Source organism: Flavobacterium branchiophilum FL-15, assembly GCF_000253275.1.
GTDB classification, from domain to species: domain Bacteria; phylum Bacteroidota; class Bacteroidia; order Flavobacteriales; family Flavobacteriaceae; genus Flavobacterium; species Flavobacterium branchiophilum.
This window is the reverse complement of sequence record NC_016001.1, coordinates 3,335,000-3,356,486: the sequence shown is the minus strand read 5'-3', so window position 1 is coordinate 3,356,486 and position 21,487 is coordinate 3,335,000. Positions and strand designations below refer to the sequence as shown.

General features: G+C 32.3%; 26 protein-coding genes and 4 pseudogenes. All 30 read right to left on the bottom strand.

The window, feature by feature from the left end; translation table 11 throughout:
• Window positions 1-283 precede the first annotated feature (283 nt).
• The 30 genes and pseudogenes from FBFL15_RS17105 to FBFL15_RS14560 all read right to left on the bottom strand — a co-directional run bounded on the left by FBFL15_RS17105 (window position 284) and on the right by FBFL15_RS14560 (window position 21,472).
• A complete protein-coding gene (locus tag FBFL15_RS17105; RefSeq protein ID WP_044032351.1) occupies window positions 284-1,411 on the bottom strand; it encodes an RHS repeat domain-containing protein in 1,128 nt (375 codons plus the stop codon).
• A 17-nt stretch (window positions 1,412-1,428) separates the two neighbouring features.
• Window positions 1,429-1,758 (bottom strand): hypothetical protein, encoded by a 330-nt coding sequence (locus tag FBFL15_RS14705; RefSeq protein WP_148267939.1) that lies wholly within the window; start codon window positions 1,756-1,758, stop codon window positions 1,429-1,431.
• Between the two features lie 28 nt (window positions 1,759-1,786).
• Window positions 1,787-2,236 (bottom strand): hypothetical protein, encoded by a 450-nt coding sequence (locus FBFL15_RS14700; RefSeq protein WP_014085301.1) that lies wholly within the window; start codon window positions 2,234-2,236, stop codon window positions 1,787-1,789.
• A 21-nt stretch (window positions 2,237-2,257) separates the two neighbouring features.
• Window positions 2,258-3,193, bottom strand: a pseudogene (locus tag FBFL15_RS16950) (RHS repeat-associated core domain-containing protein); the annotation flags it as partial.
• 39 nt (window positions 3,194-3,232) lie between these two features.
• Window positions 3,233-3,706, bottom strand: coding sequence for an SMI1/KNR4 family protein (locus FBFL15_RS14690; protein WP_014085300.1), 474 nt, complete (start codon window positions 3,704-3,706; stop codon window positions 3,233-3,235).
• 26 nt (window positions 3,707-3,732) lie between these two features.
• Window positions 3,733-4,605: pseudogene (locus tag FBFL15_RS15930) on the bottom strand (RHS repeat domain-containing protein); the annotation flags it as partial.
• Between the two features lie 187 nt (window positions 4,606-4,792).
• Window positions 4,793-5,479 (bottom strand): Imm43 family immunity protein, encoded by a 687-nt coding sequence (locus FBFL15_RS14675; protein WP_014085299.1) that lies wholly within the window; start codon window positions 5,477-5,479, stop codon window positions 4,793-4,795.
• Window positions 5,480-5,498: 19 nt separating this feature from the next.
• A complete protein-coding gene (locus tag FBFL15_RS17100; protein WP_476729677.1) occupies window positions 5,499-6,422 on the bottom strand; it encodes an RHS repeat domain-containing protein in 924 nt (307 codons plus the stop codon).
• Window positions 6,423-6,445: 23 nt separating this feature from the next.
• Entirely contained in the window at window positions 6,446-6,919 is a 474-nt protein-coding gene (locus FBFL15_RS14665; RefSeq protein WP_014085298.1) for a hypothetical protein, read from the bottom strand.
• A gap of 21 nt (window positions 6,920-6,940) precedes the next feature.
• On the bottom strand, window positions 6,941-7,903 hold the full coding sequence (locus tag FBFL15_RS17045) for an RHS repeat-associated core domain-containing protein (protein ID WP_083839280.1): 963 nt from the start codon (window positions 7,901-7,903) through the stop codon (window positions 6,941-6,943).
• Window positions 7,904-8,104 (bottom strand): hypothetical protein, encoded by a 201-nt coding sequence (locus FBFL15_RS14650; protein WP_014085294.1) that lies wholly within the window; start codon window positions 8,102-8,104, stop codon window positions 7,904-7,906. It abuts the gene before it with no gap.
• 9 nt (window positions 8,105-8,113) lie between these two features.
• A complete protein-coding gene (locus tag FBFL15_RS17095; RefSeq protein WP_050881326.1) occupies window positions 8,114-8,788 on the bottom strand; it encodes an HYD1 signature containing ADP-ribosyltransferase family protein in 675 nt (224 codons plus the stop codon).
• Entirely contained in the window at window positions 8,781-9,527 is a 747-nt protein-coding gene (locus FBFL15_RS14640) for an RHS repeat domain-containing protein (protein ID WP_148267938.1), read from the bottom strand. The genes FBFL15_RS17095 and FBFL15_RS14640 overlap by 8 nt, the downstream gene beginning before the upstream one ends.
• Window positions 9,528-9,735: 208 nt before the next feature.
• The gene (locus tag FBFL15_RS14635; protein WP_014085297.1) at window positions 9,736-10,365 is read right to left on the bottom strand and encodes a hypothetical protein; all 630 of its coding nucleotides are present in this window, start codon (window positions 10,363-10,365) and stop codon (window positions 9,736-9,738) included.
• Window positions 10,366-10,368: 3 nt separating this feature from the next.
• Window positions 10,369-11,370 (bottom strand): annotated as a pseudogene (locus FBFL15_RS17035) (RHS repeat domain-containing protein); the annotation flags it as partial.
• 15 nt (window positions 11,371-11,385) lie between these two features.
• Entirely contained in the window at window positions 11,386-11,904 is a 519-nt protein-coding gene (locus tag FBFL15_RS14625; RefSeq protein ID WP_014085296.1) for a hypothetical protein, read from the bottom strand.
• Between the two features lie 12 nt (window positions 11,905-11,916).
• Window positions 11,917-12,714 (bottom strand): RHS repeat domain-containing protein, encoded by a 798-nt coding sequence (locus FBFL15_RS14620; RefSeq protein ID WP_050881325.1) that lies wholly within the window; start codon window positions 12,712-12,714, stop codon window positions 11,917-11,919.
• Window positions 12,715-12,867: 153 nt separating this feature from the next.
• Entirely contained in the window at window positions 12,868-13,365 is a 498-nt protein-coding gene (locus FBFL15_RS14615; protein WP_014085295.1) for an immunity 26/phosphotriesterase HocA family protein, read from the bottom strand.
• Entirely contained in the window at window positions 13,362-14,078 is a 717-nt protein-coding gene (locus tag FBFL15_RS14610; protein WP_050881324.1) for an RHS repeat domain-containing protein, read from the bottom strand. Before FBFL15_RS14610 ends, FBFL15_RS14615 begins: the two co-directional genes overlap by 4 nt.
• A 218-nt stretch (window positions 14,079-14,296) precedes the next feature.
• On the bottom strand, window positions 14,297-14,497 hold the full coding sequence (locus FBFL15_RS14605) for a hypothetical protein (protein ID WP_014085294.1): 201 nt from the start codon (window positions 14,495-14,497) through the stop codon (window positions 14,297-14,299).
• A 9-nt stretch (window positions 14,498-14,506) separates the two neighbouring features.
• Entirely contained in the window at window positions 14,507-14,854 is a 348-nt protein-coding gene (locus FBFL15_RS17280; protein ID WP_231847514.1) for an HYD1 signature containing ADP-ribosyltransferase family protein, read from the bottom strand.
• A pseudogene (locus FBFL15_RS17275) lies at window positions 14,828-15,394 on the bottom strand (RHS repeat domain-containing protein); the annotation flags it as partial. The pseudogene FBFL15_RS17275 and the gene FBFL15_RS17280, both read right to left, overlap by 27 nt.
• A 22-nt stretch (window positions 15,395-15,416) precedes the next feature.
• Entirely contained in the window at window positions 15,417-15,968 is a 552-nt protein-coding gene (locus FBFL15_RS14595) for a hypothetical protein (protein ID WP_014085293.1), read from the bottom strand.
• A gap of 7 nt (window positions 15,969-15,975) precedes the next feature.
• Window positions 15,976-16,722 (bottom strand): RHS repeat domain-containing protein, encoded by a 747-nt coding sequence (locus tag FBFL15_RS15915; protein WP_050881322.1) that lies wholly within the window; start codon window positions 16,720-16,722, stop codon window positions 15,976-15,978.
• 148 nt (window positions 16,723-16,870) lie between these two features.
• Entirely contained in the window at window positions 16,871-17,329 is a 459-nt protein-coding gene (locus FBFL15_RS14585; protein WP_014085292.1) for an SMI1/KNR4 family protein, read from the bottom strand.
• Window positions 17,330-17,333: 4 nt separating this feature from the next.
• Complete coding sequence (locus FBFL15_RS17085) at window positions 17,334-18,158, bottom strand: RHS repeat-associated core domain-containing protein (RefSeq protein WP_050881321.1); 825 nt, start codon at window positions 18,156-18,158, stop codon at window positions 17,334-17,336.
• A gap of 240 nt (window positions 18,159-18,398) precedes the next feature.
• A complete protein-coding gene (locus FBFL15_RS14575) occupies window positions 18,399-18,803 on the bottom strand; it encodes a hypothetical protein (protein WP_014085291.1) in 405 nt (134 codons plus the stop codon).
• Window positions 18,804-18,805: 2 nt separating this feature from the next.
• The gene (locus tag FBFL15_RS17020) at window positions 18,806-20,272 is read right to left on the bottom strand and encodes an RHS repeat domain-containing protein (RefSeq protein WP_148267937.1); all 1,467 of its coding nucleotides are present in this window, start codon (window positions 20,270-20,272) and stop codon (window positions 18,806-18,808) included.
• A gap of 192 nt (window positions 20,273-20,464) precedes the next feature.
• Window positions 20,465-20,836, bottom strand: a complete 372-nt coding sequence (locus FBFL15_RS14565) for an Imm44 family immunity protein (protein ID WP_014085290.1) — start codon at window positions 20,834-20,836, stop codon at window positions 20,465-20,467.
• On the bottom strand, window positions 20,837-21,472 hold the full coding sequence (locus FBFL15_RS14560) for an RHS repeat domain-containing protein (RefSeq protein ID WP_050881320.1): 636 nt from the start codon (window positions 21,470-21,472) through the stop codon (window positions 20,837-20,839). It abuts the gene before it with no gap.
• Window positions 21,473-21,487: the final 15 nt, after the last annotated feature.

Below are 21,487 nucleotides of genomic sequence, written 5' to 3'. Positions count from 1 at the left end.
CTATTAAAACACCCTATTTTACGTGATGTATGAGTTGCCTTTTATTGGTAAAGTGCAACAAAAGCAGACTAAATAGGTATCAAAACAAAATCATTTTTTCTTACAATAATAACTTAACCCAACTTGCAGCAAACCATCGTCTGTTTTCCATAAACATTGGGTTTCAGTTTTTTTGAGTCCCGATTTGTGCACTACAAATTTTCGTTTTGTGAAGGGGTAATTTTATATTTTAGCTTGGCATAAATTTCTTTTACTTTTGCTTCTTTGTATCGTCTCATCTAAATCATTTCATCATCATTATTTTGACCATAAAGTTGTGATGACTTTTTTGCTGTTTGAGTTGATATCTTATCGTATTTACAAGCCAGTAAGCCAAAATACCCAGATGTACATGTGCCATTATTGTATCAACATTTTTATGATAAATTGTCCAAAGCGATAATTCGTTTTTATAAAATAAGAACCCATTCTTGAGCGGAGCTCCTGTTCCTAAAGGATCTAATCTAAATAGATCAACTAAATAATTACTGTTCTTGGTATATGAATAAAAATTAGGATTATTACCTGCCAACCCAATCGGGTCTTGGCTTATATACCTACCATCTTCTACATCATAATATCTAAATCTATTATAAGCAAGTTCTATCTCGTTGTCAAGGCTTTGTCCTTGGTATAAAAATGGGCAAAAGTTTTGTATGCCTGTTTCTTTTATAACTTTGCCGTTGCTGTTAAGTTCTCTACTCCAAATTAAATCGCCTTTGTCATCGTAGCTTTCATAAGGTGTACCTAAATGGTCAGCTAAAATACTGTATTTTTTTTCGCCACGCAATTTGGCTATTGGAGAGAAGCTGTCTTCTTCAAAAATCCATGTAATGAGGTTTTCAGAAAGTGCATCTTTACTAACAAAGCCTTTCCATTTCCCGAAGAAAAATCGGGACAGGCTGTGTAGTGGTACGTTGCCGTCCCAATGCCTGTGGGTGGTGGTTTGGCGGTAGTTTTTCCAAATTCTTCTGCCTAATGCATCGTAGCCAAAAGAAACTACTGCTCCATCGGGTCTGTAAACTTTTTCTAAAAGTCCTGCAGAGTTCCACTCATAGTTCCATTCGTCTTCTTTTATTACAAATATTCTGCCTACTTTCTTGTATTTTGTAGTTAGAAAACCTTGGTGGTTGTATTTGTAGTGCCAACTGCCTTTTTTTACTAGTTTGCCGCCATGTGTATATTCTCGGTCTTTGAGGTTGGCGTCTTCATAGAGGTTTCCTTTTGCATCGGGGTAGCGGTTGGTGGTGCTGCCATCGGCATATTTGGCTTGCGTGAGGTAGCCTTCTTTGTTGTAGTCAAAGTTGGTGGTGCCTGTTGCGGTGGCGACAAAACTTATAAAGAAACTAAAAAGAGTTATTAAAAAATTCATTTTTTTGATGGTTTGATTTAAGTATTAGCTCTTTCCACTAATAGATTTGCCATTTCCGTTAGTGGATTTGGCATTTCTATTAGTGGATTTGCCGTTTCTGTTAGTGGATTTGGCATTTCTATCATTAGATTTGGCATTTCTAACATTGGATTTGGCATTTCCATTAATGGATTTGCTGTTTCTATTGTTAGATTTGCCGTTTCCATTAATGGATTTAGTGTTTCTATTAGTGTATTTGACATTTCTATCATTAGATTTAGTATTTCCATCATTGGATTTAGCATTTCTGTTAGCGGATTTATCATTACCATTGATGGATTTGGTGTTTCTATTAGTGAATTTGACATTTCCATTGTTGAAATTACTGTTGATAAATTACTTTTCTTTTTGAACTTTATTATAATAATCTTTAGGGATTTCCTCTAAATCTATTGATTCCCATGTTTTCCCTTTTCTTTTATATACTTCTTTTCTATATTCATATTTTTGAACAATCTTATCAATATCTTCATTTATCTTCTTCAAATTTTTCCATTCTGTGCCACATTCAGAACAACCATAGATATTTGCATCATAATCTTTCTCGACAAATCCAATGCACGATGTAATTGGACAACAAAAAATTCTTGAATCTTCAATTTCTTTAGGTTTTTCTACTTTCATTCCTAGAAGCACCAAAGGGTGTACAAAAACTAAGCTATGGCATTTAGGACAATAAACAATAAATCTTTCTATTCCTGAATTTGCTGCTTTTTTAATCTCATCCATTTGTAAAATTGACGGATTGAATTCTATATTACAAGAATCACATTTTATATGTTCCATTTTTTTAGATATTATTATAAATTAATTATATTTTGCACCAAACGGATTTTGACCTTCTGGATAATCGTGTAAAGGTCCGTATTTCCCTTTAGGACTATGGTCACTTTCTTTCATTAGTTCTAAATTATCGTAAGAGTTATTTCCTCCTCTATATAATGGTTTTTTATGATGAACTACATAATCTGTTGGAACATCTCCTTTTTTCATTGCTTCAATATTTGTATCACTAAATCCTCTTGCTTTTAATGAGTTCTCGTCTTTGGCAAGTTTTTTTATAAATTTTTTTCTTACTTTGTTATTAAATCGATCCCTTAATTTTTTTACACTGGCTTTACTTCTTTTTCTATAAGCACTTTTATATAAACCAAGTTCATCAATATATAAGTTAGAATCATCCACATAAGCATAAAAATTAAATTCTTCTGATAGCAACCCAATTGGATCCTGAGAAATATATCTTCCATCTTCTACATCATAATACCTAAAACGGTTATAGGCTAACTCAATTTCAGCATCATAATATTGTCCTTGAAACAAAAATGGGCAACTGCCTTGTTGGGTTTCTTTTATAGTTTTTCCGTTGGCGTTTAGTTGTCTTTCCCAAAATAATGAACCGTCATCTTGGTACATTTCTATGGGTGTACCTAAATGGTCAGCTAAAATACTGTATTTTTTCTCGCCACGCAATTTGGCTATTGGAGAAAATGAATCTTCTTCAAAAATCCAAGTTATGAGGTTTTCGGAGAGGGCGTCTTTACTAACAAAGCCTTTCCATTTCCCGAAGAAAAATCGGGACAGGCTGTGTAGTGGTACGTTGCCGTCCCAGTGCCAGTGGGTGGTGGTTTGTTTGTAGGTTTTGGTGAGGCGGCGTCCTAAAGCATCGTAGGTAAATTTTACTACGGCACCGTCAGGGCGTTTTACGGCTTCTAATAAACCCGCACTGTTCCAGTCATAATACCATTGGTCTTCTTTAAAACTAAATAGGCTTCCTGTTTTTTATCTATAAGGCTCTATTGCTTGACAAAATTCTTTAAAACTTGGAGCTGCTATAGTAATTGCTTCCGGAAAATCGTATTCCCATGAAATATATTTAACAATACCTGTTTCAATTTCAACCCAAAATTCATTTCCAGCAGCATCACTAGCAAAAGGTATATGTTTTTGAGCAAACAATTTAGCATCTTCAGAATGTTCTTTTGAAGCATTCCACATTTTTTCTAAATCATTACCAATTTCATAAAAAAACTCAACTTCTAGTTCGTCATATTCATTTTTATTAATCTTGTAAAATCTACTTCTCTTCATAAAAGCTCCATCATGAAAATAAATTCCATTATGAGCCATATAAAAACTAATAAAATCTTCTTTATTTTTTAAGTCATTTGGAATTATACTTTTTATTTGATTTTCAGTCAAAATACTACCATCAATTTCAAATTCTAATTTTTCTGATAAAAAACTATTTTTCATTTTTATTAAATTTATATATATTTAAATTAACTATAACTATTTCTTTTGTATTTTGTTTGATGGTGATCTTCATATTCTTTTACTCCACCATTATGTTTTATTTTATGAACATCTTTATGAACTAATTGCATAGTCATTGTATTTGTAGTAGGATCATAACTCACATGGTGTGAAATCCAATCTCTTGAAAATTTTTCCTTAATTCCTGCTGCTTTGTATAATGCTTTTTTATCATCATGATAATTTCCAGTAGCTGTTATTTCAAAAGTTTTATCAGCTAATGTGCTTGGATGTAAAGCATCGCCTATAAATGAAGTTGAACCATTTGCAATTAATCCTAAAATATCAACAAATAAATTACTATTTCTTACATAATTATAAAACCCAAACTCTCCACTCAACAACCCAATTGGGTCTTGAGAAATATACCTTCCATCTTCTACATCATAATATCTAAATCTATTATAAGCTAACTCAATTTCAGCATCAAAATATTGTCCTTGAAACAAGAAAGGGCAACTATTATTATCGCCTTTTATTAGTTTACCATTGGCATTAATTTCTCTACTCCAAAACAAAGAACCGTCATCTTGGTACATTTCAATTGGTGTACCCAAATGGTCGGCTAAGATACTGTATTTTTTTTCGCCACGCAATTTAGCAATTGGTGAAAATGAGTCTTCTTCAAAAATCCAAGTTATGAGGTTTTCGGAGAGCGGGTCTTTGCTTACAAAACCTTTCCATTCATGCAAAGGTACGTTGCCGTCCCAAACCCAATTGGTGGTGGTTTGGCGGTAGTTTTTCCAAATTCTTCTACCTAAAGCATCATAGCCAAAGGTTACTACTGCACCATCTGGGCGTTGTACACTTTCTAATAGTCCTGCGGTGTTCCAAAAGTATTTCCAGTGGTCTTCTTTAAAGCTAAAAACACTTCCTGTTTTTTAACTACCACACGAAAGGATTCGTGCGGTAGCGGGGGGGATTTACCATTTCTTTCTATATTTTTTATTCTTAATTTATGATATCGTTTAATGTGAGTTTTGTTTTTCCAAAAACCACACGTTTGATACATTACCCAAAGCTTTGTTATCTTATATTTTCTGGCATTAATTCCAATTTGTAAGAATTATTATAGACCTGTGCGAAATCTTCTAATTTATAAAGTTCTGGGGAATAAAAATTTTTGATTATTGTTTTTTTTAATTCTTCATTTACAACAATTGTTTGATGATAGCAAAATTCATTTAGAAAATATATTCCTTTATCTTGAACATCTGGTTTTAATTTTAAATTAGGATAAAGAAAGAAATCTCTTGCTCCAGAAGCTCTTTTTTTTCCATCTTCAACATAATCGAACAAATCATCATCATGTGTAGAAACTCTTAAAGCGTAATAATCTTTATCACATTTTAATTCTTTTTCATTTTTATGAACAATTTTTAATTTAGAAATTTCATATTTTAAATCTAATCTATATTCTTGAATTAATTTTAAAAACACATCTGATACTATAAATAAATTAAAATGATAATTCATAAAATCAAACAATAATTCTTTCTGCTTTTGAACGATAAAAAAAAGTTCATCTGGCAATTTTAAATCTCCTTTTGGAGGGAAAGCGTCTTTTAATGGGTTGTATTTCATCCATTTATAATCCATTTCTTCTTGATTTTTACTAGGATAATATTTTTCTCTTAACCATCTATCTTCTAAAAGTGGAAAACCTTTTGGTGTTCTTGGTATTGTATTATACCAAATAAATAAATCATTCATTTTATATTTTTTTAAATTATTAACTTACTCTATAATGTTTGCCTTTAGAATTTCTTGACAGTGCTCTTCTTAATCTTCTCTGTAAATCAGCAATTTCTGCCCTTGCTCTCGCATCATCACCATGAACTCTATGACGTGCTTCTATGCTTCTAATTCTTTGGTTTACCATATCGCTATAATTTGCATGACTCCCTCTATGCCAAATGGCTTTTCCTGCACTTTGTGATCCAATTTCACTATCGTGTAATAAAACACCATTTGAAGCGGCATCACGTTGTCCTGATAAACCTATATTATTTAAAAAAGTGCTATTATTACCCCATGTTTGTTCAGGTATAAGATGATGAGCTTGCATTCCATCACCAGTTACTCCTCCTAAATTGGTATTTAAAACAGTTGAACTTAATCCAAAAACATCAATAATATTGCATGTATCCTCCACATAATTATAAAACCCAAACTCTCCTGAGTCCAGCCCAATCGGGTCTTGGCTTATGTATCTGCCATCTTCAACATCATAGTAACGAAAACGGTTATAAGCAAGTTCTATCTCGTTGTCAAATGATTGTCCTTGGTATAAAAATGGGCAAAAATTCTCAATTCCTTTTTGGGTAATAATTTTGCCATTTGCATTTAATTGTCTTTCCCATATTAAAGCTCCTGTATCGTCATAGCCTTCAATTGGCGTACCTAAATGGTCGTTTACTATGCTAAAATGTTTGTTGTTTTTAATTTTTGCTATTGGGCTAAAACTGTCTTCTTCAAATATCCAAGTTATCAAATTTTCGGAAAGTGCATCTTTACTAACAAATCCTTTCCACTCGTGTAGTGGTACGTTGCCGTCCCAAACCCAATTTGTGGTTGTTTGTTTGTAGGTTTTGGTTAGGCGGCGTCCTAAAGCATCGTAGGTGAATTTTACTACGGCACCGTCAGGGGCTGGGATGACAGAAATCTTGCTAAATTAGATTACCAATAATAAAAAACCCCTTTATTTATATTTTCTTTTTCAAAATATTTAAAATTACAAGGAATATTTCCAAACAAATAAACTTGATAAAGCTTATCAAAGTAGTCTGGGATTTTTTTATTGAACTGTGAGTAATATTTATATAAAATAATAAATAAAAAATTATATTTTATATCAATTAAAACCTCTTCTTCGTTAAATTTAATTAACTCATTTAAAACAACCCTTTTTTCTTTTATAATATCAACATATCTATCCCAATTTTCATACTCTTTTATTTTTCTATTATGAATAAAATTATATAATTCATTAAATCCATCAAGATTTGTATTTTCCCAATTCAAAGATTTTATTGATTTAATAAATTTTTCATAACTTTCTGTTTTTATATTTATAGAATCAATTGTGTTTCCAATATTATAAAAAAGTTTATTGGAAAATACTTCGTCTATGGTTTCTTCAATACTTTTCATTTTGCTTAAAATATATTTAAATTATTTCTTTTGATAAATTTTTCTAGGAATCTTAGGAACCTTATCGCCTCCTAAAAGACCAAATTTAATTCTGTTTTTAATTGCATGTCTTAAAGCTTTATTAATCTGCGCATCAGAAAGACCAGCAGCTTTTAAAGAACTTTTTAAAGCTTTTGTGTATTCCAAGTTTGTTGGTTTCTTACCTTCTAAAACCCCTCCCTTTCTATACTGATCCCAAAAGCTTTCCATATTTTCATGTGCTTTATAGTGAGCACTATTTATGTCTTTGAATGCGTTTCCTTCTAATTTTATTGCTGCTCCATCATTTGGCGGAATAACATCTTTAAATGCCGCATTCTGATTTAAATGATGTGACTGTCCTCCTCCTGTAATATTTTTTAAAGTTCCATGAATACCTAAATCCCCTTGTGCACCACTTAATCCAAAAACGTCTATCCAACAATTACTATCATGCACATATCCATAAAAGAGTAAACCACCCAGCAGTCCTATCGGGTCCTGACTTATGTACCTGCCATCTTCAACATCATAATATCTAAATCTATTATAAGCAAGTTCTATCTCGTTGTCAAATGATTGTCCTTGGTATAGGAAAGGACAAAAGTTTTGTATGCCAGTTTCTTTTATGGTTTTACCATTCGCATTCAAAGAGCGTTCCCAAACTAGGTTTCCTGTATCGTCATAGCCTTCTATAGGTGTACCTAAATGGTCGGCTAAGATACTGTATTTTTTTTCGCCACGCAATTTGGCTATTGGTGAAAATGAATCTTCTTCAAACAACCACGTTATAAGCCCCCCAACCCCCGAAGGGGGAGTTAGAGCATCTTGCGTTTGAAAACTTTTGTATTCATGTAAAGGTACGTTTCCATCCCAAACAAAATTAGTAAAAGTTTTTTTATAATGTTTAAAAATTCTTCTGCCTAATGCGTCATAACCAAAGGTTACTAATGTACAATAAGTGATTTATTCATTCTCAACTTCTTTCTTAAATTCTTCTGTAAGAAGTTCCCAAACAATATTATAATAAAAATCTTTTATCTCTGGATAGTTTTTTTTTGCAAAATCCATAACAACATCTTTGTCATTAAAATTCATTGGTTGATGAAAAAAAGTATTTAAATTTTCGAGTAATCTATACAATCTTATCAGTTCTTTATCTTTCATAAATTTAGGTTATTTAAAAATTGGATTTCTTCCTTCTAATGAAACATCACCGTTTAAAACATGTTCGGTTGCTCCTGTAATTGGGTTGTCAATAATGGTGACTTCTTCAGGTTTTACATCAAATTCCACATAATTTTTTGCTTTTCCAGGTTTTATACCAAGCTTACTTTCTAGATCTTTGGAACTTCCTTTAGACATTCTTCCTTTAGCTTTTACTGTAAATACTTTATTTTGGTCTTTAGCTACAATAAGATTATCTTTCTCTATTCCATCTCGACCTTTTTTATTTGTATAATGTCGAACTCTATAAGTACCCTCTAATCCTAAGCTATCAATCCACCCATTCGTATCATGCACATAATTATAAAACCCAAATTCTCCACTCAATAACCCAATCGGATCTTGAGAAATATATCTTCCATCTTCAACATCATAATATCTAAACCTATTATATGCAAGTTCTATCTCATTGTCAAATGATTGTCCTTGGTATAAAAATGGGCAAAAGTTGGCTATGCCTGTTTCTTTTAAAACTTTGCCGTTGGCATTCAAAGAGCGTTCCCATACTAGGTTACCATCATCTGCGTAAGCTTCTATAGGTGTACCCAAATGGTCTGCTAAAATACTGTATTTTTTCTCGCCACGCAATTTGGCAATTGAAGAGAAGCTGTCTTCTTCAAACAACCACGTTATAAGCCCCCCCAACCCCCGAAGGGGGAGTTAGAGCATCTTGCGTTTGAAAACTTTTGTATTCATGTAAAGGTACGTTTCCATCCCAAACAAAATTAGTAAAAGTTTTTTTATAATGCTTAAAAATTCTTCTGCCTAATGCATCGTAGCCAAAAGAAACTACGGCACCATCTGGTCTATATACTTTTTCTAATAGTCCTGCGGAGTTCCACTCATAGTTCCATTCGTCTTCTTTTATTACAAATATTCTGCCTACTTTTTTGTATTTTGTAGTTAGAAAACCTTGGTGGTTGTATTTGTAGTGCCAACTGCCTTTTTTTACTAGTTTGCCGCCATGTGTATATTCTCGGTCTTTGAGGTTGGCATCTTCATAGAGGTTGCCTTTTGCATCGGGGTAGCGGTTGGTGGTGCTGCCATCGGCATATTTGGCTTGCGTGAGGTAACCTTCTTTGTTGTATTCAAAGTTGGTGGTGCCTGTGGTGCTGTCTATAATTTGGGTTAGGCGGTTGCTGGTGGTCCAGTTGTATTTTCGGCTGCGTTGGCGTTTGCTGGCGTGCCCTGTGAGTTGCTCGGTGGGTCTGCCAAGGGCATCTCGGGTGGTGGTTTGTTGCACTTGCCCTGGTAGGAGGCGTTGTATTTCTAAGCCCATTTGGTCGTAGGCAAAAGTGGTGGTGTTTGTTGCGGTGGCGACAAAACTTATAAAGAAACTAAAAAGAGTTATTAAAAAATTCAATTTTTTGATGGTTTGGTTTAAGTATTTGCTTTTTTCATTAGTGGATTTGGCATTTTTATCGTTGTATTTGAAATTTCCGTTGTTGTATTTGACACTTCTTAATAAGTTTACCTCTCGTTAAATTAAACTATTAAAAAAATCCCGCAAAGTCAGGATACATTTGCGGAGCTTTTCACAGCACACCTTTGCGAAGCTGGGTTTAACGGTGTTATGGATACTTGTAAAAATAGCTTAATTCATAGGCTGGAACATCAAAATAATTTAAAATTCTATCAAAATCATTGAAATCTATCTCTGTAGTATGCTTTATTGGTTTACTTGAAACTAATACAACTTTGTACTCTTCTTTTAAATTTTTAACAAAAAAGGGAATATCAAATCCTAAACTAATGAAATTTTTTATATACATATTTTGTAATTCTTTTAGATTTGTATTCAAATAATAGTATTTTAATATCTTTTCAAAAATGAGTTTATATTGATTCCAATCAATATCATTATCGTTTTTCAATAATATACCTATATTATATGAATAAATATTTATGTTAAAAAAATTATTAATACTGTTAACATTTAATTCAACAGAATCATAAAATAAAATATCAGAATTAATCTCTATATTGTTTTTAATAACATTGTTAAATTCAAATCCAATATTTAAAAAAGCACTTTTGTTTTTAATAATTTTAGGATTGATTAAATAATTTTTTGTTTTTTTATACTCTGAAAACTTGAAAAATCCCCATAATAAAAATTCACTATAAAATTCTTTAAATTTTGTTACATCATGGTAAGAAACAAAATATCCTTGAGCCTCAATTTCCTTTATTAGTTCCATAATCTAAATGCCAATAGGACTTTTATTCGGATTAGTACTTCTTACTTTCCCTTTATCAAAATTTATATGAGCACCATTTTTGTCATGATAATGTGGTTTTTCAAATGTTTTTGTATCATCGAAGTAGTGTCCGTCTTGATGAAGTGATAATTCTCCAATTTTATTTCCATGAGAATCATATAATGATTCTGTCATAAACCTTTTATCTTTAGAATCTCTAGTTATAATACTTCTCGAATACTGACTTGTTGAGATACCTTGTCTTCTCATAGCCTCTCTTCTAGCAGATCTTCTTTTTTTGAAATCAATATCACCTTCAGTTTTTTCTCTACGAGTATAACTTTTAGTCAGCCCAAAGATGTCTATCCACCGATTAGTATCTTCAACATAATTATAAAACCCAAACTCTCCAGAGAGTAACCCAATCGGGTCTTGGCTTATATACCTGCCATCCTCTACATCGTAATATCTAAATCTATTATAAGCAAGTTCTATCTCGTTGTCAAATGATTGTCCTTGATATAAAAATGGGCAAAAGTTGGCTATACCTGTTTCTTTTAATACTTTGCCGTTGCTGTTAAGTTCTCTGCTCCAAACTAAATCGCCTTTGTCATCGTAGCTTTCGTAGGGTGTACCTAAATGGTCGTTTACAATGCTATAATGTTTATCGTTTTTTATTTTCGCAATTGGGCTAAAGCTGTCTTCTTCAAATAACCACGTAATTACATTATTTGAAAGAGCATCTTTACTTGTAAAAGTTTTAAACTCATGTAAAGGCACATTTCCATCCCAAACAAAATTAGTAAAAGTTTGTTTATAATGCTTAAAAATTCTTCTGCCTAAAGCATCGTAACCAAATTTCACAATCGCACCATCGGGTCTATATACTTTTTCTAATAATCCTGCAGAGTTCCACTCATAGTTCCATTCGTCTTCTTTTATTACAAATATTCTGCCTACTTTTTTGTATTTTGTAGTTAGAAAACCTTGGTGGTTGTATTTGTAGTGCCAACTGCCTTTTTAAGTATTTAAATATTCTAAAGGAAATTCCGTTATAACAACTTCATCATCTATATAAGCATCTAAATACTTTTCTAAATTTTGAAATCTAGAAAAGCCATTTGTATCATAAACCCAAATCTCAGGTTCTAATACAGCATCTAGCCATACAAGATATACTCTTTCATTAGTGTAAGCTGATGCAGCAAATATTGAAATTCGATTATCTTTAAAGAGTGATAAAGCATCATTATCCCAATTGTTTTGGTTTGATATTAAATTATTTTTAATATCTCTCAATCTATCATCACTTATGTTTTCATTCCAAAGATTTTCCATCTCTGATAAACTTAACCAATCTCCATGGGTAGAATCTTCCCATGCTCCCAAAATCTCAAACCTTACCTTTAACATTGGAGAAAAATTTTTATAAATACCTTTTTCAAAAGTAGGAATTTGATCTTTTTCCTCTTTTGGATAAATAATGCTTTCTTCCTTTAATTCTTTGATTATTAACTTTAATTTACTTTTTATTGACATAATGTTTATTTATTAAAATAATACTACTGAAGTATAAGATGTACCTGTATTAACACCTTGTGTTAGACCACCAACATAAGAGTTGACAGATGAATCAAGAGGCATAAAAGGCCCCGTTGCGTTACCACCCCAGCCTACATCACTAATATGACCAGCAACTTCGCCGTTTTGATATAATGATGGATTGTTAACTTTTTCTTTCTTTGCTTCATAACTCGCTTTTCTTCTGTCTTTTTTACTTACTGATTGTCGTGTCATAGAACCTCCATTTTTCTTTATTTGTTTATTCCATTCTTTAACAAATTTCTTTAATTGTTTACTTTCTGCTGAATTTTTAGCAAACTTATTTTTAATTTTAAGTACTCCATTTTTTACATAAGCATTACTGCTTAAACCATAAACATCTAACCAGTCATTTGTATCCTCCACATAATTATAAAACCCAAACTCCCCACTCAAAAGCCCTATCGGGTCTTGGCTTATGTATCTGCCATCTTCAACATCATAATACCTAAAACGGTTGTAAGCAAGTTCAATTTCTGCATCAAAATATTGTCCTTGAAACAAGAAAGGGCAACTATTATTATCGCCTTTTATTAGTTTACCATTGGCATTAATTTCTCTACTCCAAAACAAAGAACCGTCATCTTGGTACATTTCTATTGGTGTGCCCAAATGGTCGGCTAAGATACTGTATTTTTTTTCACCACGCAATTTTGCTATTGGGCTAAAACTGTCTTCCTCAAATACCCACGTTATGAGGTTTTCGGAGAGTGGGTCTTTACTAACAAAGCCTTTCCACTCGTGCAATGGTACGTTGCCGTCCCAATGCCAGTGGGTTGTGGTTTGTTTGTAATTTTTCCAAATTCTTCTGTCTAAGGTTTCGTTACCAAAAGAAATTCCGCAAAGTCAGGAGACATTTGCGGAGCTTTTTATAGGAACTCTTTGCGGAGCTAGGTGAGTTTAGTGTTTATTTAATTCTTCAATAATTCGTTTTTCTAATTGAGATGATCCCCAAATTTTCCAAAACTCGTACTTGGTAGCTTCAATTTCTGAAATAGGGGTTTCTTTGCCATTTTGAAATAACTTTAAATCGTCATTTGTTCCTAACACTAATTTAATTTCTGAATACTTAGAATCTTTTTCTTTATCATAAAAATCTTGGGTGTACAATTTTCTCCATCGATTTTTAATCATTGCTAAACCTGATATGGCAATGGGTTCAAACAATCTATTAGCAGAAATTATACTTTCCATACTTTGATTTAAATCGCCTATTAAATCAAAAACTTCAATAAAATAACCACCCCCTTGTTTATCAGCTATAATTCTACAAAAGGCGAACTCTTTACCTCTGTTTTCAAATTCTTTTTTTAGAATTCTTTTCAAACTTGGCACCTCTGAAAGAAATAATGGAATAGCGTATATCTCACCTTCTTTTAATTTTGTTGTTTTTGTCATTTTTTATACCCTGTTTTATGTTTTTTCTTTTTTTGAATATCGTTATAAGCTTTTTTAAATGCTTTGCCTCTTTTATCTTTTCGATTCTTATTAAAAGAATTGTTTTTATTTCCTCTGTTTTTAGAAGAAATTTTCTCACCTCTTTTTGCAGTTTTAGTTTTATGAGTTTCTATCAAATCTTGCTCATGTGCTCTAGCTTGTGCGTAAGTAAGATTTCCGTCCTGTCCAACCAAAACTCTCAATTCACCAGTTTCAGATAATCTTTCAGTTCCTCGATGTTGTGCCTCTCTCAATGCAGGGTCATTCGTAATTCCAATGTAATAAGGTTCTGTTGCACCCGCATCATATAAACCATAAACATATTGCCCTGTCGTATTTAAACCTACTAAACCTAATGGGTCTATTTCATCGTTCGGATTATCAATGTAACTATAAAAATTTAACACCCCACTCAACAACCCAATTGGATCCTGAGAAATATATCTTCCATCTTCTACATCATAATACCTAAACCTATTATATGCTAACTCAATTTCAGTATCATAATATTGCCCTTGAAATAAGAAAGGGCAACTTCCTTGTTGGGTTTCTTTTATAGTTTTTCCGTTGGCGTTTAGTTGTCTTTCCCAAAACAAAGAACCGTCATCTTGGTACATTTCAATGGGTGTACCTAAATGGTCGGCTAAGATACTGTATTTTTTGTTTCCACGCAATTTGGCTATCGGAGAAAATGAATCTTCTTCAAAAATCCAAGTTATAAGCCCCCCAACCCCCGAAGGGGGAGTTAGAGCATCTTGCGTTTGAAAACTTTTGTATTCATGTAAAGGTACGTTTCCATCCCAAACAAAATTAGTAAATTTTTTTTATAATGTTTAAAAATTCTTCTGCCTAATGCGTCATAACCAAAGGTTACTAATGTACAATAAGTGATTTATTCATTCTCAACTTCTTTCTTAAATTCTTCTGTAAGAAGTTCCCAAACAATATTATAATAAAAATCTTTTATCTCTGGATAGTTTTTTTTTGCAAAATCCATAACAACATCTTTGTCATTAAAATTCATTGGTTGATGAAAAAAAGTATTTAAATTTTCGAGTAATCTATACAATCTTATCAGTTCTTTATCTTTCATAAATTTAGGTTATTTAAAAATTGGATTTCTTCCTTCTAATGAAACATCACCGTTTAAAACATGTTCGGTTGCTCCTGTAATTGGGTTGTCAATAATGGTGACTTCTTCAGGTTTTACATCAAATTCCACATAATTTTTTGCTTTTCCAGGTTTTATACCAAGCTTACTTTCTAGATCTTTGGAACTTCCTTTAGACATTCTTCCTTTAGCTTTTACTGTAAATACTTTATTTTGGTCTTTAGCTACAATAAGATTATCTTTCTCTATTCCATCTCGACCTTTTTTATTTGTATAATGTCGAACTCTATAAGTACCCTCTAATCCTAAGCTATCAATCCACCCATTCGTATCATGCACATAATTATAAAACCCAAATTCTCCACTCAATAACCCAATCGGGTCTTGAGAAATATACCTTCCATCCTCTACATCATAATATCTAAATCTATTATAAGCAAGTTCTATCTCGTTGTCAAATGATTGTCCTTGGTATAAAAATGGGCAAAAGTTTTGTATTCCTGTTTCTTTTAAAACTTTTCCGTTGCTGTTAAGTTCTCTGCTCCAAATTAAATTTCCATCATCTGCATAAGCTTCTATGGGTGTACCCAAATGGTCGGCTAAGATACTGTATTTTTTTTCGCCACGCAATTTGGCAATTGGAGAAAATGAATCTTCTTCAAAAATCCAAGTTATGAGGTTTTCGGAGAGCGGGTATTTACTAACAAAGCCTTTCCATTCGTGTAGTGGTACGTTGCCGTCCCAAACCCAATTGGTGGTGGTTTGTCGGTAGTTTTTCCATATTCTTCTTCCTAATGCGTCATATCCAAAAGAAACTACGGCACCATCTGGTCTATATACTTTTTCTAAAAGTCCTGCGGAGTTCGACTCATAGTTCCATTCGTCTTCTTTAAAACTAAATTTATTTTTCTAAAATAAAATTTATTTTTGGATTAAACTGATAGACTAACCCTCCTTGTTGATTGAACTTTAAAGCACCTTCAGTATATCTAATTAATTTATCAAATTTACCTTTTTTCCAATTACCTTCATTATAATATCCTCCACAAGAAGTATTCTTTTTTAATTCGTTGCCAATTTTTACAAATCTTTTTAGTAATTCTTCATCATCAAATTTTAACGATGTTGCAAGCCAACTTTCTTCTAAAGAGGTATTATCTTGTTTGCCAATCTTTAAAAACATTGAATTTGTATTAAAATCTGAAAAAACATTAAAGGGCTGATCTATATTGAATTTACTTTTTGAAAAATATACTTCCGTACTCCAGTATTTTAAATTATTTTCAAACAGTAATTCTTTTATATTCTCTATATTTTCAGATGTTATAATAATATTTAATTTAGGCTCATCAATTCTTAACAGAATTTTATATTCATTTAACTCGAATAAATTTTTAATAAACAATATATTTTCATCTATTGTTGAATAAAATTGAATGTTTACTTTTTTCATATTTAAATTAATTATAAGGTACAAAATCTACATTGCCTTGTCCATAAACTTTTTCTAAATCTGCTTTTGCATCAATTTCTCGAGGCACAGGATTTCCTTTAGAATCATTTTTCCCTACATTTATTACCTTTGTTTTTCCTTCTTTCTTGGCAATTATATCTGGTCTTCTATCTTTTTTACCTCCTGTTTTAACTAAAATTTCTGGTTTCACATTACCTCCTGCTTCAATTACCCAACCATCATCTTGCAATTTTTTAGCAATATCACCTATTTTATCATTGTGGGGTCCACCATCATCTTTAGTTTTTGGACCTCTTTTTTTACCTATATATGCACTTAATCCAAATACATCAATAAAAGTATTTACATCATCTACATACCCATAAAAAATCATTCCCCCCATTAACCCAATTGGGTCTTGGCTTATGTACCTACCATCTTCAACATCATAGTAACGAAAACGGTTGTAAGCAAGTTCAATTTCTGCATCAAAATACTGCCCTTGAAATAAGAAAGGGCAACTATTATTATCGCCTTTTATTAGTTTACCATTGGCATTAATTTCTCTACTCCAAAACAAAGAACCGTCATCTTGGTACATTTCTATTGGTGTGCCCAAATGGTCGGCTAAGATACTGTATTTTTTCTCGCCACGCAATTTTGCTATTGGGCTAAAACTGTCTTCCTCAAATATCCACGTTATGAGGTTTTCGGAGAGGGCGTCTTTACTAACAAAGCCTTTCCATTCATGCAATGGTACGTTGCCGTCCCAATGCCAGTGGGTGGTGGTTTGGCGGTAGTTTTTCCAAATTCTTCTGTCTAAGGTTTCGTTACCAAAAGAAATTCCGCAAAGTCAGGAGACATTTGCGGAGCTTTTTACAGGAACTCTTTGCGGAGCAGGGTTAGAATTCATTTTCCATTTTCCCATCAAGAATATCTTCTAATAGTTTTGATAAAGAACCTGAAAGTATCTTATATTCATTATTGTCATGATAAAAAATAATTACTTCTCCTTTTTTGTTAATTAGTATTGGATTTCCAGAACCATCAAATGAAATAACATAACTTTCTTTAATTATTTTACTTCTATAATCATCCGCATAATCTTCTCTAAAACTATTGGTTAAATCTACAATACTATCAGTTGACAACATTTCATTATTTGTAAAAGCGTATATGGGTATTCCAGCATATGCTCCGCCAAATTTTTTTATAAAACTTATATAATCATCATGAAATTTTATATTTAATTGTTTTTCCGCATCTTTTATTTCATCATCATTTGCAGGCATACCAGCTAAATTTATAGATTCATTCGGAATGATATAATTTGATAATTTTTTTAATAATTCTTCTGTCATAAATTTACTTTTTACTATAAGTTTTGTTTTTCCTTCTTTTCTTTTCTTCAGAGGCTAAATGTGCAAAATATTCTTTTTTCCAATTATTGAATGCTTTTCTTTCAGCATCGGTTAATCCTCCTCCTTTTTTCTTCCCATTAGGATGTTGACCTGGATTAGTATGCTTCTTATCATGATGTTTAGCTGGCATCATAACAATTGGTCCTTGAGGATTTTGTTTATAATGATGGGCAACAATCACATTACCTTGTTTATCTTTTGGTGACAATCCTGGACCTGTAGTGTTCATGTATTCTAACTGACTTAACTGTGTATTAGTTAAGTGACTTATATCTGTATAACCATTAGTGGTTAAAGTAGTGCCAGCAGAATCAGTAAAAGTAATAACACTAGCTAAATTACCACTTAACCCAAATACATCAATAAAAGTATTTACATCATCTACATACCCATAAAAAATCATTCCTCCCATTAACCCAATCGGGTCTTGGCTTATGTACTTACCATCTTCTACATCGTAATATCTAAATCTATTATAAGCAAGTTCAATTTCACTGTCATAGCTTTGTCCTTGGTAGAGGAAAGGGCAAAAGTTTTGTATGCCTGTTTCTTTTAATACTTTGCCGTTGGCGTTCAAAGAGCGTTCCCAAACTAGGTTGCCATCATCTGCGTAAGCTTCAATAGGTGTACCCAAATGGTCGGCTAAGATACTGTATTTTTTATTTCCACGCAATTTTGCTATTGGGCTAAAACTGTCTTCCTCAAATATCCACGTTATGAGGTTTTCGGAGAGCGGGTCTTTACTAACAAAGCCTTTCCATTCATGCAAAGGTACGTTGCCGTCCCAATGCCAGTGGGTGGTGGTTTGGCGGTAGTTTTTCCAAATTCTTCTGTCTAAGGTTTCGTTACCAAAAGAAATTCCGCAAAGTCAGGAGACATTTGCGGAGCTTTTCAGAGGAACTCTTTGCGGAGCTGGGGGTAGCGGTTAAAAAAAAAACAGAGGCGAACAATGTATTGTGCTTTTATTTTTATAAAAACCACATGTTTGATACATTACCTAAATTTTCTTTTAATTCAGAAAATCTCTAATTTCATCTTTTAAATCACTTTCAATATCATTTCTATTTAATAAATTTACCATAAACTGATGATAACTTTTATAAGATTCATTTTCAGTATCATTTATAATTCTGTTTAGCATCCAAACTGTATGGCTTGTTGGCTTTCTGTTTAATGAATCAACTAACTTTTCCTCATAACCATTTTTATAAAATTTTTCTAAAAAATGTACAATCTCTCCTGGAATTCCAAAATCTTCATCTGGATTATTCTCTAAAATAGAAAAGAGTATTTCCATAATTTCATTTTTATACTCCATATAAGGTTTTGCTTCAAGTAAACAAATAATTTCATTTAATTCATCTACATCTAATGAATTAACTTGTTCTTGTATTTTTTTTAATAAATTTTTCATAATTAATAAATTTTTAAATTTTTTGCATGTTTAATGGCTTGTTTTTTAATTGCATTGACTTTAGTTTGCGGAACTCCATTATCTGAAAGTATTTTTGCATTTGTTTCAATATTATCGACAACATTCATTTCTGAAGTTTTTTGATCTATTTGTGCTTTATTTACAATTTTATGTGTTTCATCATCTAAAGCAATTACAGGATTGTTTTTTGATGCATCTGTATCTAATCTTTTTTTTGTTAATCCCTTCTTTTTTAAAATTGAATTTTGTAGTAATTCATGTCCTGCTAATTTATCCCCAACTTTTGATTTTTTCTTGAAATTATTATATGTTAACACTTGGTTTTTTCTTACATAACTTTTCGCAAGTCCAAAAACATCAATAACCGAGTTGCTATCCTCCACATAATTATAAAACCCAAACTCCCCTGAGAGCAACCCAATTGGATCTTGACTTATATACCTGCCATCCTCTACATCATAATATCTAAAACGGTTGTATGCAAGTTCTATCTCATTGTCAAATGATTGTCCTTGGTACAAAAATGGGCAAAAGTTGGCTATGCCTGTTTCTTTTAAAACTTTGCCGTTGCTGTTAAGTTCTCTGCTCCAAACTAAATCGCCTTTATCATCGTAGCTTTCGTAAGGTGTGCCTAAATGGTCGGCTAAAATACTGTATTTTTTCTCGCCACGCAATTTGGCTATAGGAGAAAATGAATCTTCTTCAAAAATCCACGTTATAAGCCCCCCAACCCCCGAAGGGGGAGTTAGAGCATCTTGCGTTTGAAAACTTTTAAATTCATGTAAAGGTACGTTTCCATCCCAAACAAAATTAGTAAAAGTTTGTTTATAATGCTTAAAAATTCTTCTGCCTAAAGCATCGTAACCAAATTTCACAATCGCTCCATCGGGTCTGTAAACTTTTTCTAAAAGTCCTGCGGAGTTCCACTCATAGTTCCATTCGTCTTCTTTTATTACAAATATTCTGCCTACTTTTTTGTATTTTGTAGTTAGAAATCCTTGGTGGTTGTATTTGTAGTGCCAACTGCCTTTTTTTATTAGTTTGCCACCATGTGCATATTCTCGGTCTTTGAGGTTGGCATCTTCATAGAGGTTGCCTTTTGCATCTGGGTAGCGGTTGGTGGTGGTGCCATCGGCATATTTGGCTTGCGTGAGGTAGCCTTCTTTGTTGTAGTCAAAGTGGGTGGTGCCTGTGGCGCTGTCTATAATTTGGGTGAGGCGGTTGCTGGTGGTCCAGTTGTATTTTCGGCTGCGTTGGCGTTTGCTGGCGTGCCCTGTGAGTTGCTCGGTAGGTCTGCCAAGGGCATCTCGGGTGGTGATTTGTTGCACTTGCCCAGGTAGGAGGCGTTGTATTTCTAAGCCCATTTGGTCGTAGACAAAGGTGGTGGTGTTTGTTGCGGTGGCGACAAAACTTATAAAGAAACTAAAAAGAGTTATTAAAAAATTCAATTTATTGATGGTTTGGTTTAAGTATTAGCTCTTTCCACTAATAGATTTGGCATTTCTGTTAGTGGATTTGCTATTTCCATCATTGGATTTAACGTTTCTTTAATTAATTTATTATTTTCTCTCTATAATGTCGTTTAAAGTTAGTTTTATTTTTCCAAAAGAAACACGTTTGATTCAATATTCTTATGCGAGCTATTGCAATAATTCTTCTATTTTGGAAAAAATTATTTCTAATGAATTATCTAGTATTTTTTTATTCTCATATTTGGTAATGACTGCAATTATTTCTTTTTTTATTAACTCAAAATTATCAATATCAGTATTACCTAAAAAGAAATTGTATTCAATTGGTATTTCTAATTCCAATCTTTTTGATTTAGTTATATATTTAGTTACTGGTGAAATTTTTATTTTTTTTAAAATATACACAGTAAAACTGACTTCATTGATAGATTGTGTTTTAATGCCCTCAAGTGGTTTCAAAACATCTATAATTTTATTTCTTTGCTCACGAAATCTATCATAAATTTCTGATTCGATTTCACCTCCTATAAAATATTTCATTTAGTAATCGCTTTTATTTAAATCGGGTCTGTTACCCCCATTATTATTTTTATGTTCTACAATTTTTTCATTTTGCCATTTATGCATAGCTTTTTTAGAGCCTTGTTTCTCTTTTACATAATCTAAATTATTGTCGTCTAAGTATTTTTTAGAATATCTTCTTTGTTTACCACTACCAAACTTTCTATCTCCTCTTGTAGTTTCTCCAAACTTTCTAATTCTTCCTGTTGTTCTATCTCTTAATGTGTAACCCTCTGCTCTTTGCAATCCCTTTCTGTTTCCGTGTTTCCCTTTTTTGTAACTTTTAGCTAGTCCAAAAATATCAATAAATAAATTGGAATCATCTACATAAGCATAAAAATTAAACTCATCTGAAAGTAACCCAATCGGGTCTTGGCTTATATATCTTCCATCTTCAACATCATAGTACCTAAATCTATTATATGCTAACTCAATTTCAGCATCAAAATATTGTCCTTGAAACAAGAAAGGGCAACTGCCTTGTTGGGTTTCTTTTATAGTTTTTCCGTTAGCGTTTAGTTGTCTTTCCCAAAACAATGAACCGTCATCTTGGTACATCTCAATAGGTGTACCAAGATGGTCGGCTAAGATACTGTATTTTTTTTCACCACGCAATTTGGCTATTGGAGA

Bases quoted from the DNA above. Each gene is read 5' to 3' on its own strand.
- FBFL15_RS17105 (WP_044032351.1), bottom strand. From the start codon at position 1,411: ATGAATTTTTTAATAACTCTTTTTAGTTTCTTTATAAGTTTTGTCGCC.
- FBFL15_RS14705 (WP_148267939.1), bottom strand. From the start codon at position 1,758: ATGTCAAATTCACTAATAGAAACACCAAATCCATCAATGGTAATGATA.
- FBFL15_RS14700 (WP_014085301.1), bottom strand. From the start codon at position 2,236: ATGGAACATATAAAATGTGATTCTTGTAATATAGAATTCAATCCGTCA.
- FBFL15_RS14690 (WP_014085300.1), bottom strand. From the start codon at position 3,706: ATGAAAAATAGTTTTTTATCAGAAAAATTAGAATTTGAAATTGATGGT.
- FBFL15_RS14675 (WP_014085299.1), bottom strand. From the start codon at position 5,479: ATGAATGATTTATTTATTTGGTATAATACAATACCAAGAACACCAAAA.
- FBFL15_RS14665 (WP_014085298.1), bottom strand. From the start codon at position 6,919: ATGAAAAGTATTGAAGAAACCATAGACGAAGTATTTTCCAATAAACTT.
- FBFL15_RS14650 (WP_014085294.1), bottom strand. From the start codon at position 8,104: ATGAAAGATAAAGAACTGATAAGATTGTATAGATTACTCGAAAATTTA.
- FBFL15_RS14635 (WP_014085297.1), bottom strand. From the start codon at position 10,365: ATGGAACTAATAAAGGAAATTGAGGCTCAAGGATATTTTGTTTCTTAC.
- FBFL15_RS14625 (WP_014085296.1), bottom strand. From the start codon at position 11,904: ATGTCAATAAAAAGTAAATTAAAGTTAATAATCAAAGAATTAAAGGAA.
- FBFL15_RS14615 (WP_014085295.1), bottom strand. From the start codon at position 13,365: ATGACAAAAACAACAAAATTAAAAGAAGGTGAGATATACGCTATTCCA.
- FBFL15_RS14605 (WP_014085294.1), bottom strand. From the start codon at position 14,497: ATGAAAGATAAAGAACTGATAAGATTGTATAGATTACTCGAAAATTTA.
- FBFL15_RS14595 (WP_014085293.1), bottom strand. From the start codon at position 15,968: ATGAAAAAAGTAAACATTCAATTTTATTCAACAATAGATGAAAATATA.
- FBFL15_RS14585 (WP_014085292.1), bottom strand. From the start codon at position 17,329: ATGACAGAAGAATTATTAAAAAAATTATCAAATTATATCATTCCGAAT.
- FBFL15_RS14575 (WP_014085291.1), bottom strand. From the start codon at position 18,803: ATGAAAAATTTATTAAAAAAAATACAAGAACAAGTTAATTCATTAGAT.
- FBFL15_RS14565 (WP_014085290.1), bottom strand. From the start codon at position 20,836: ATGAAATATTTTATAGGAGGTGAAATCGAATCAGAAATTTATGATAGA.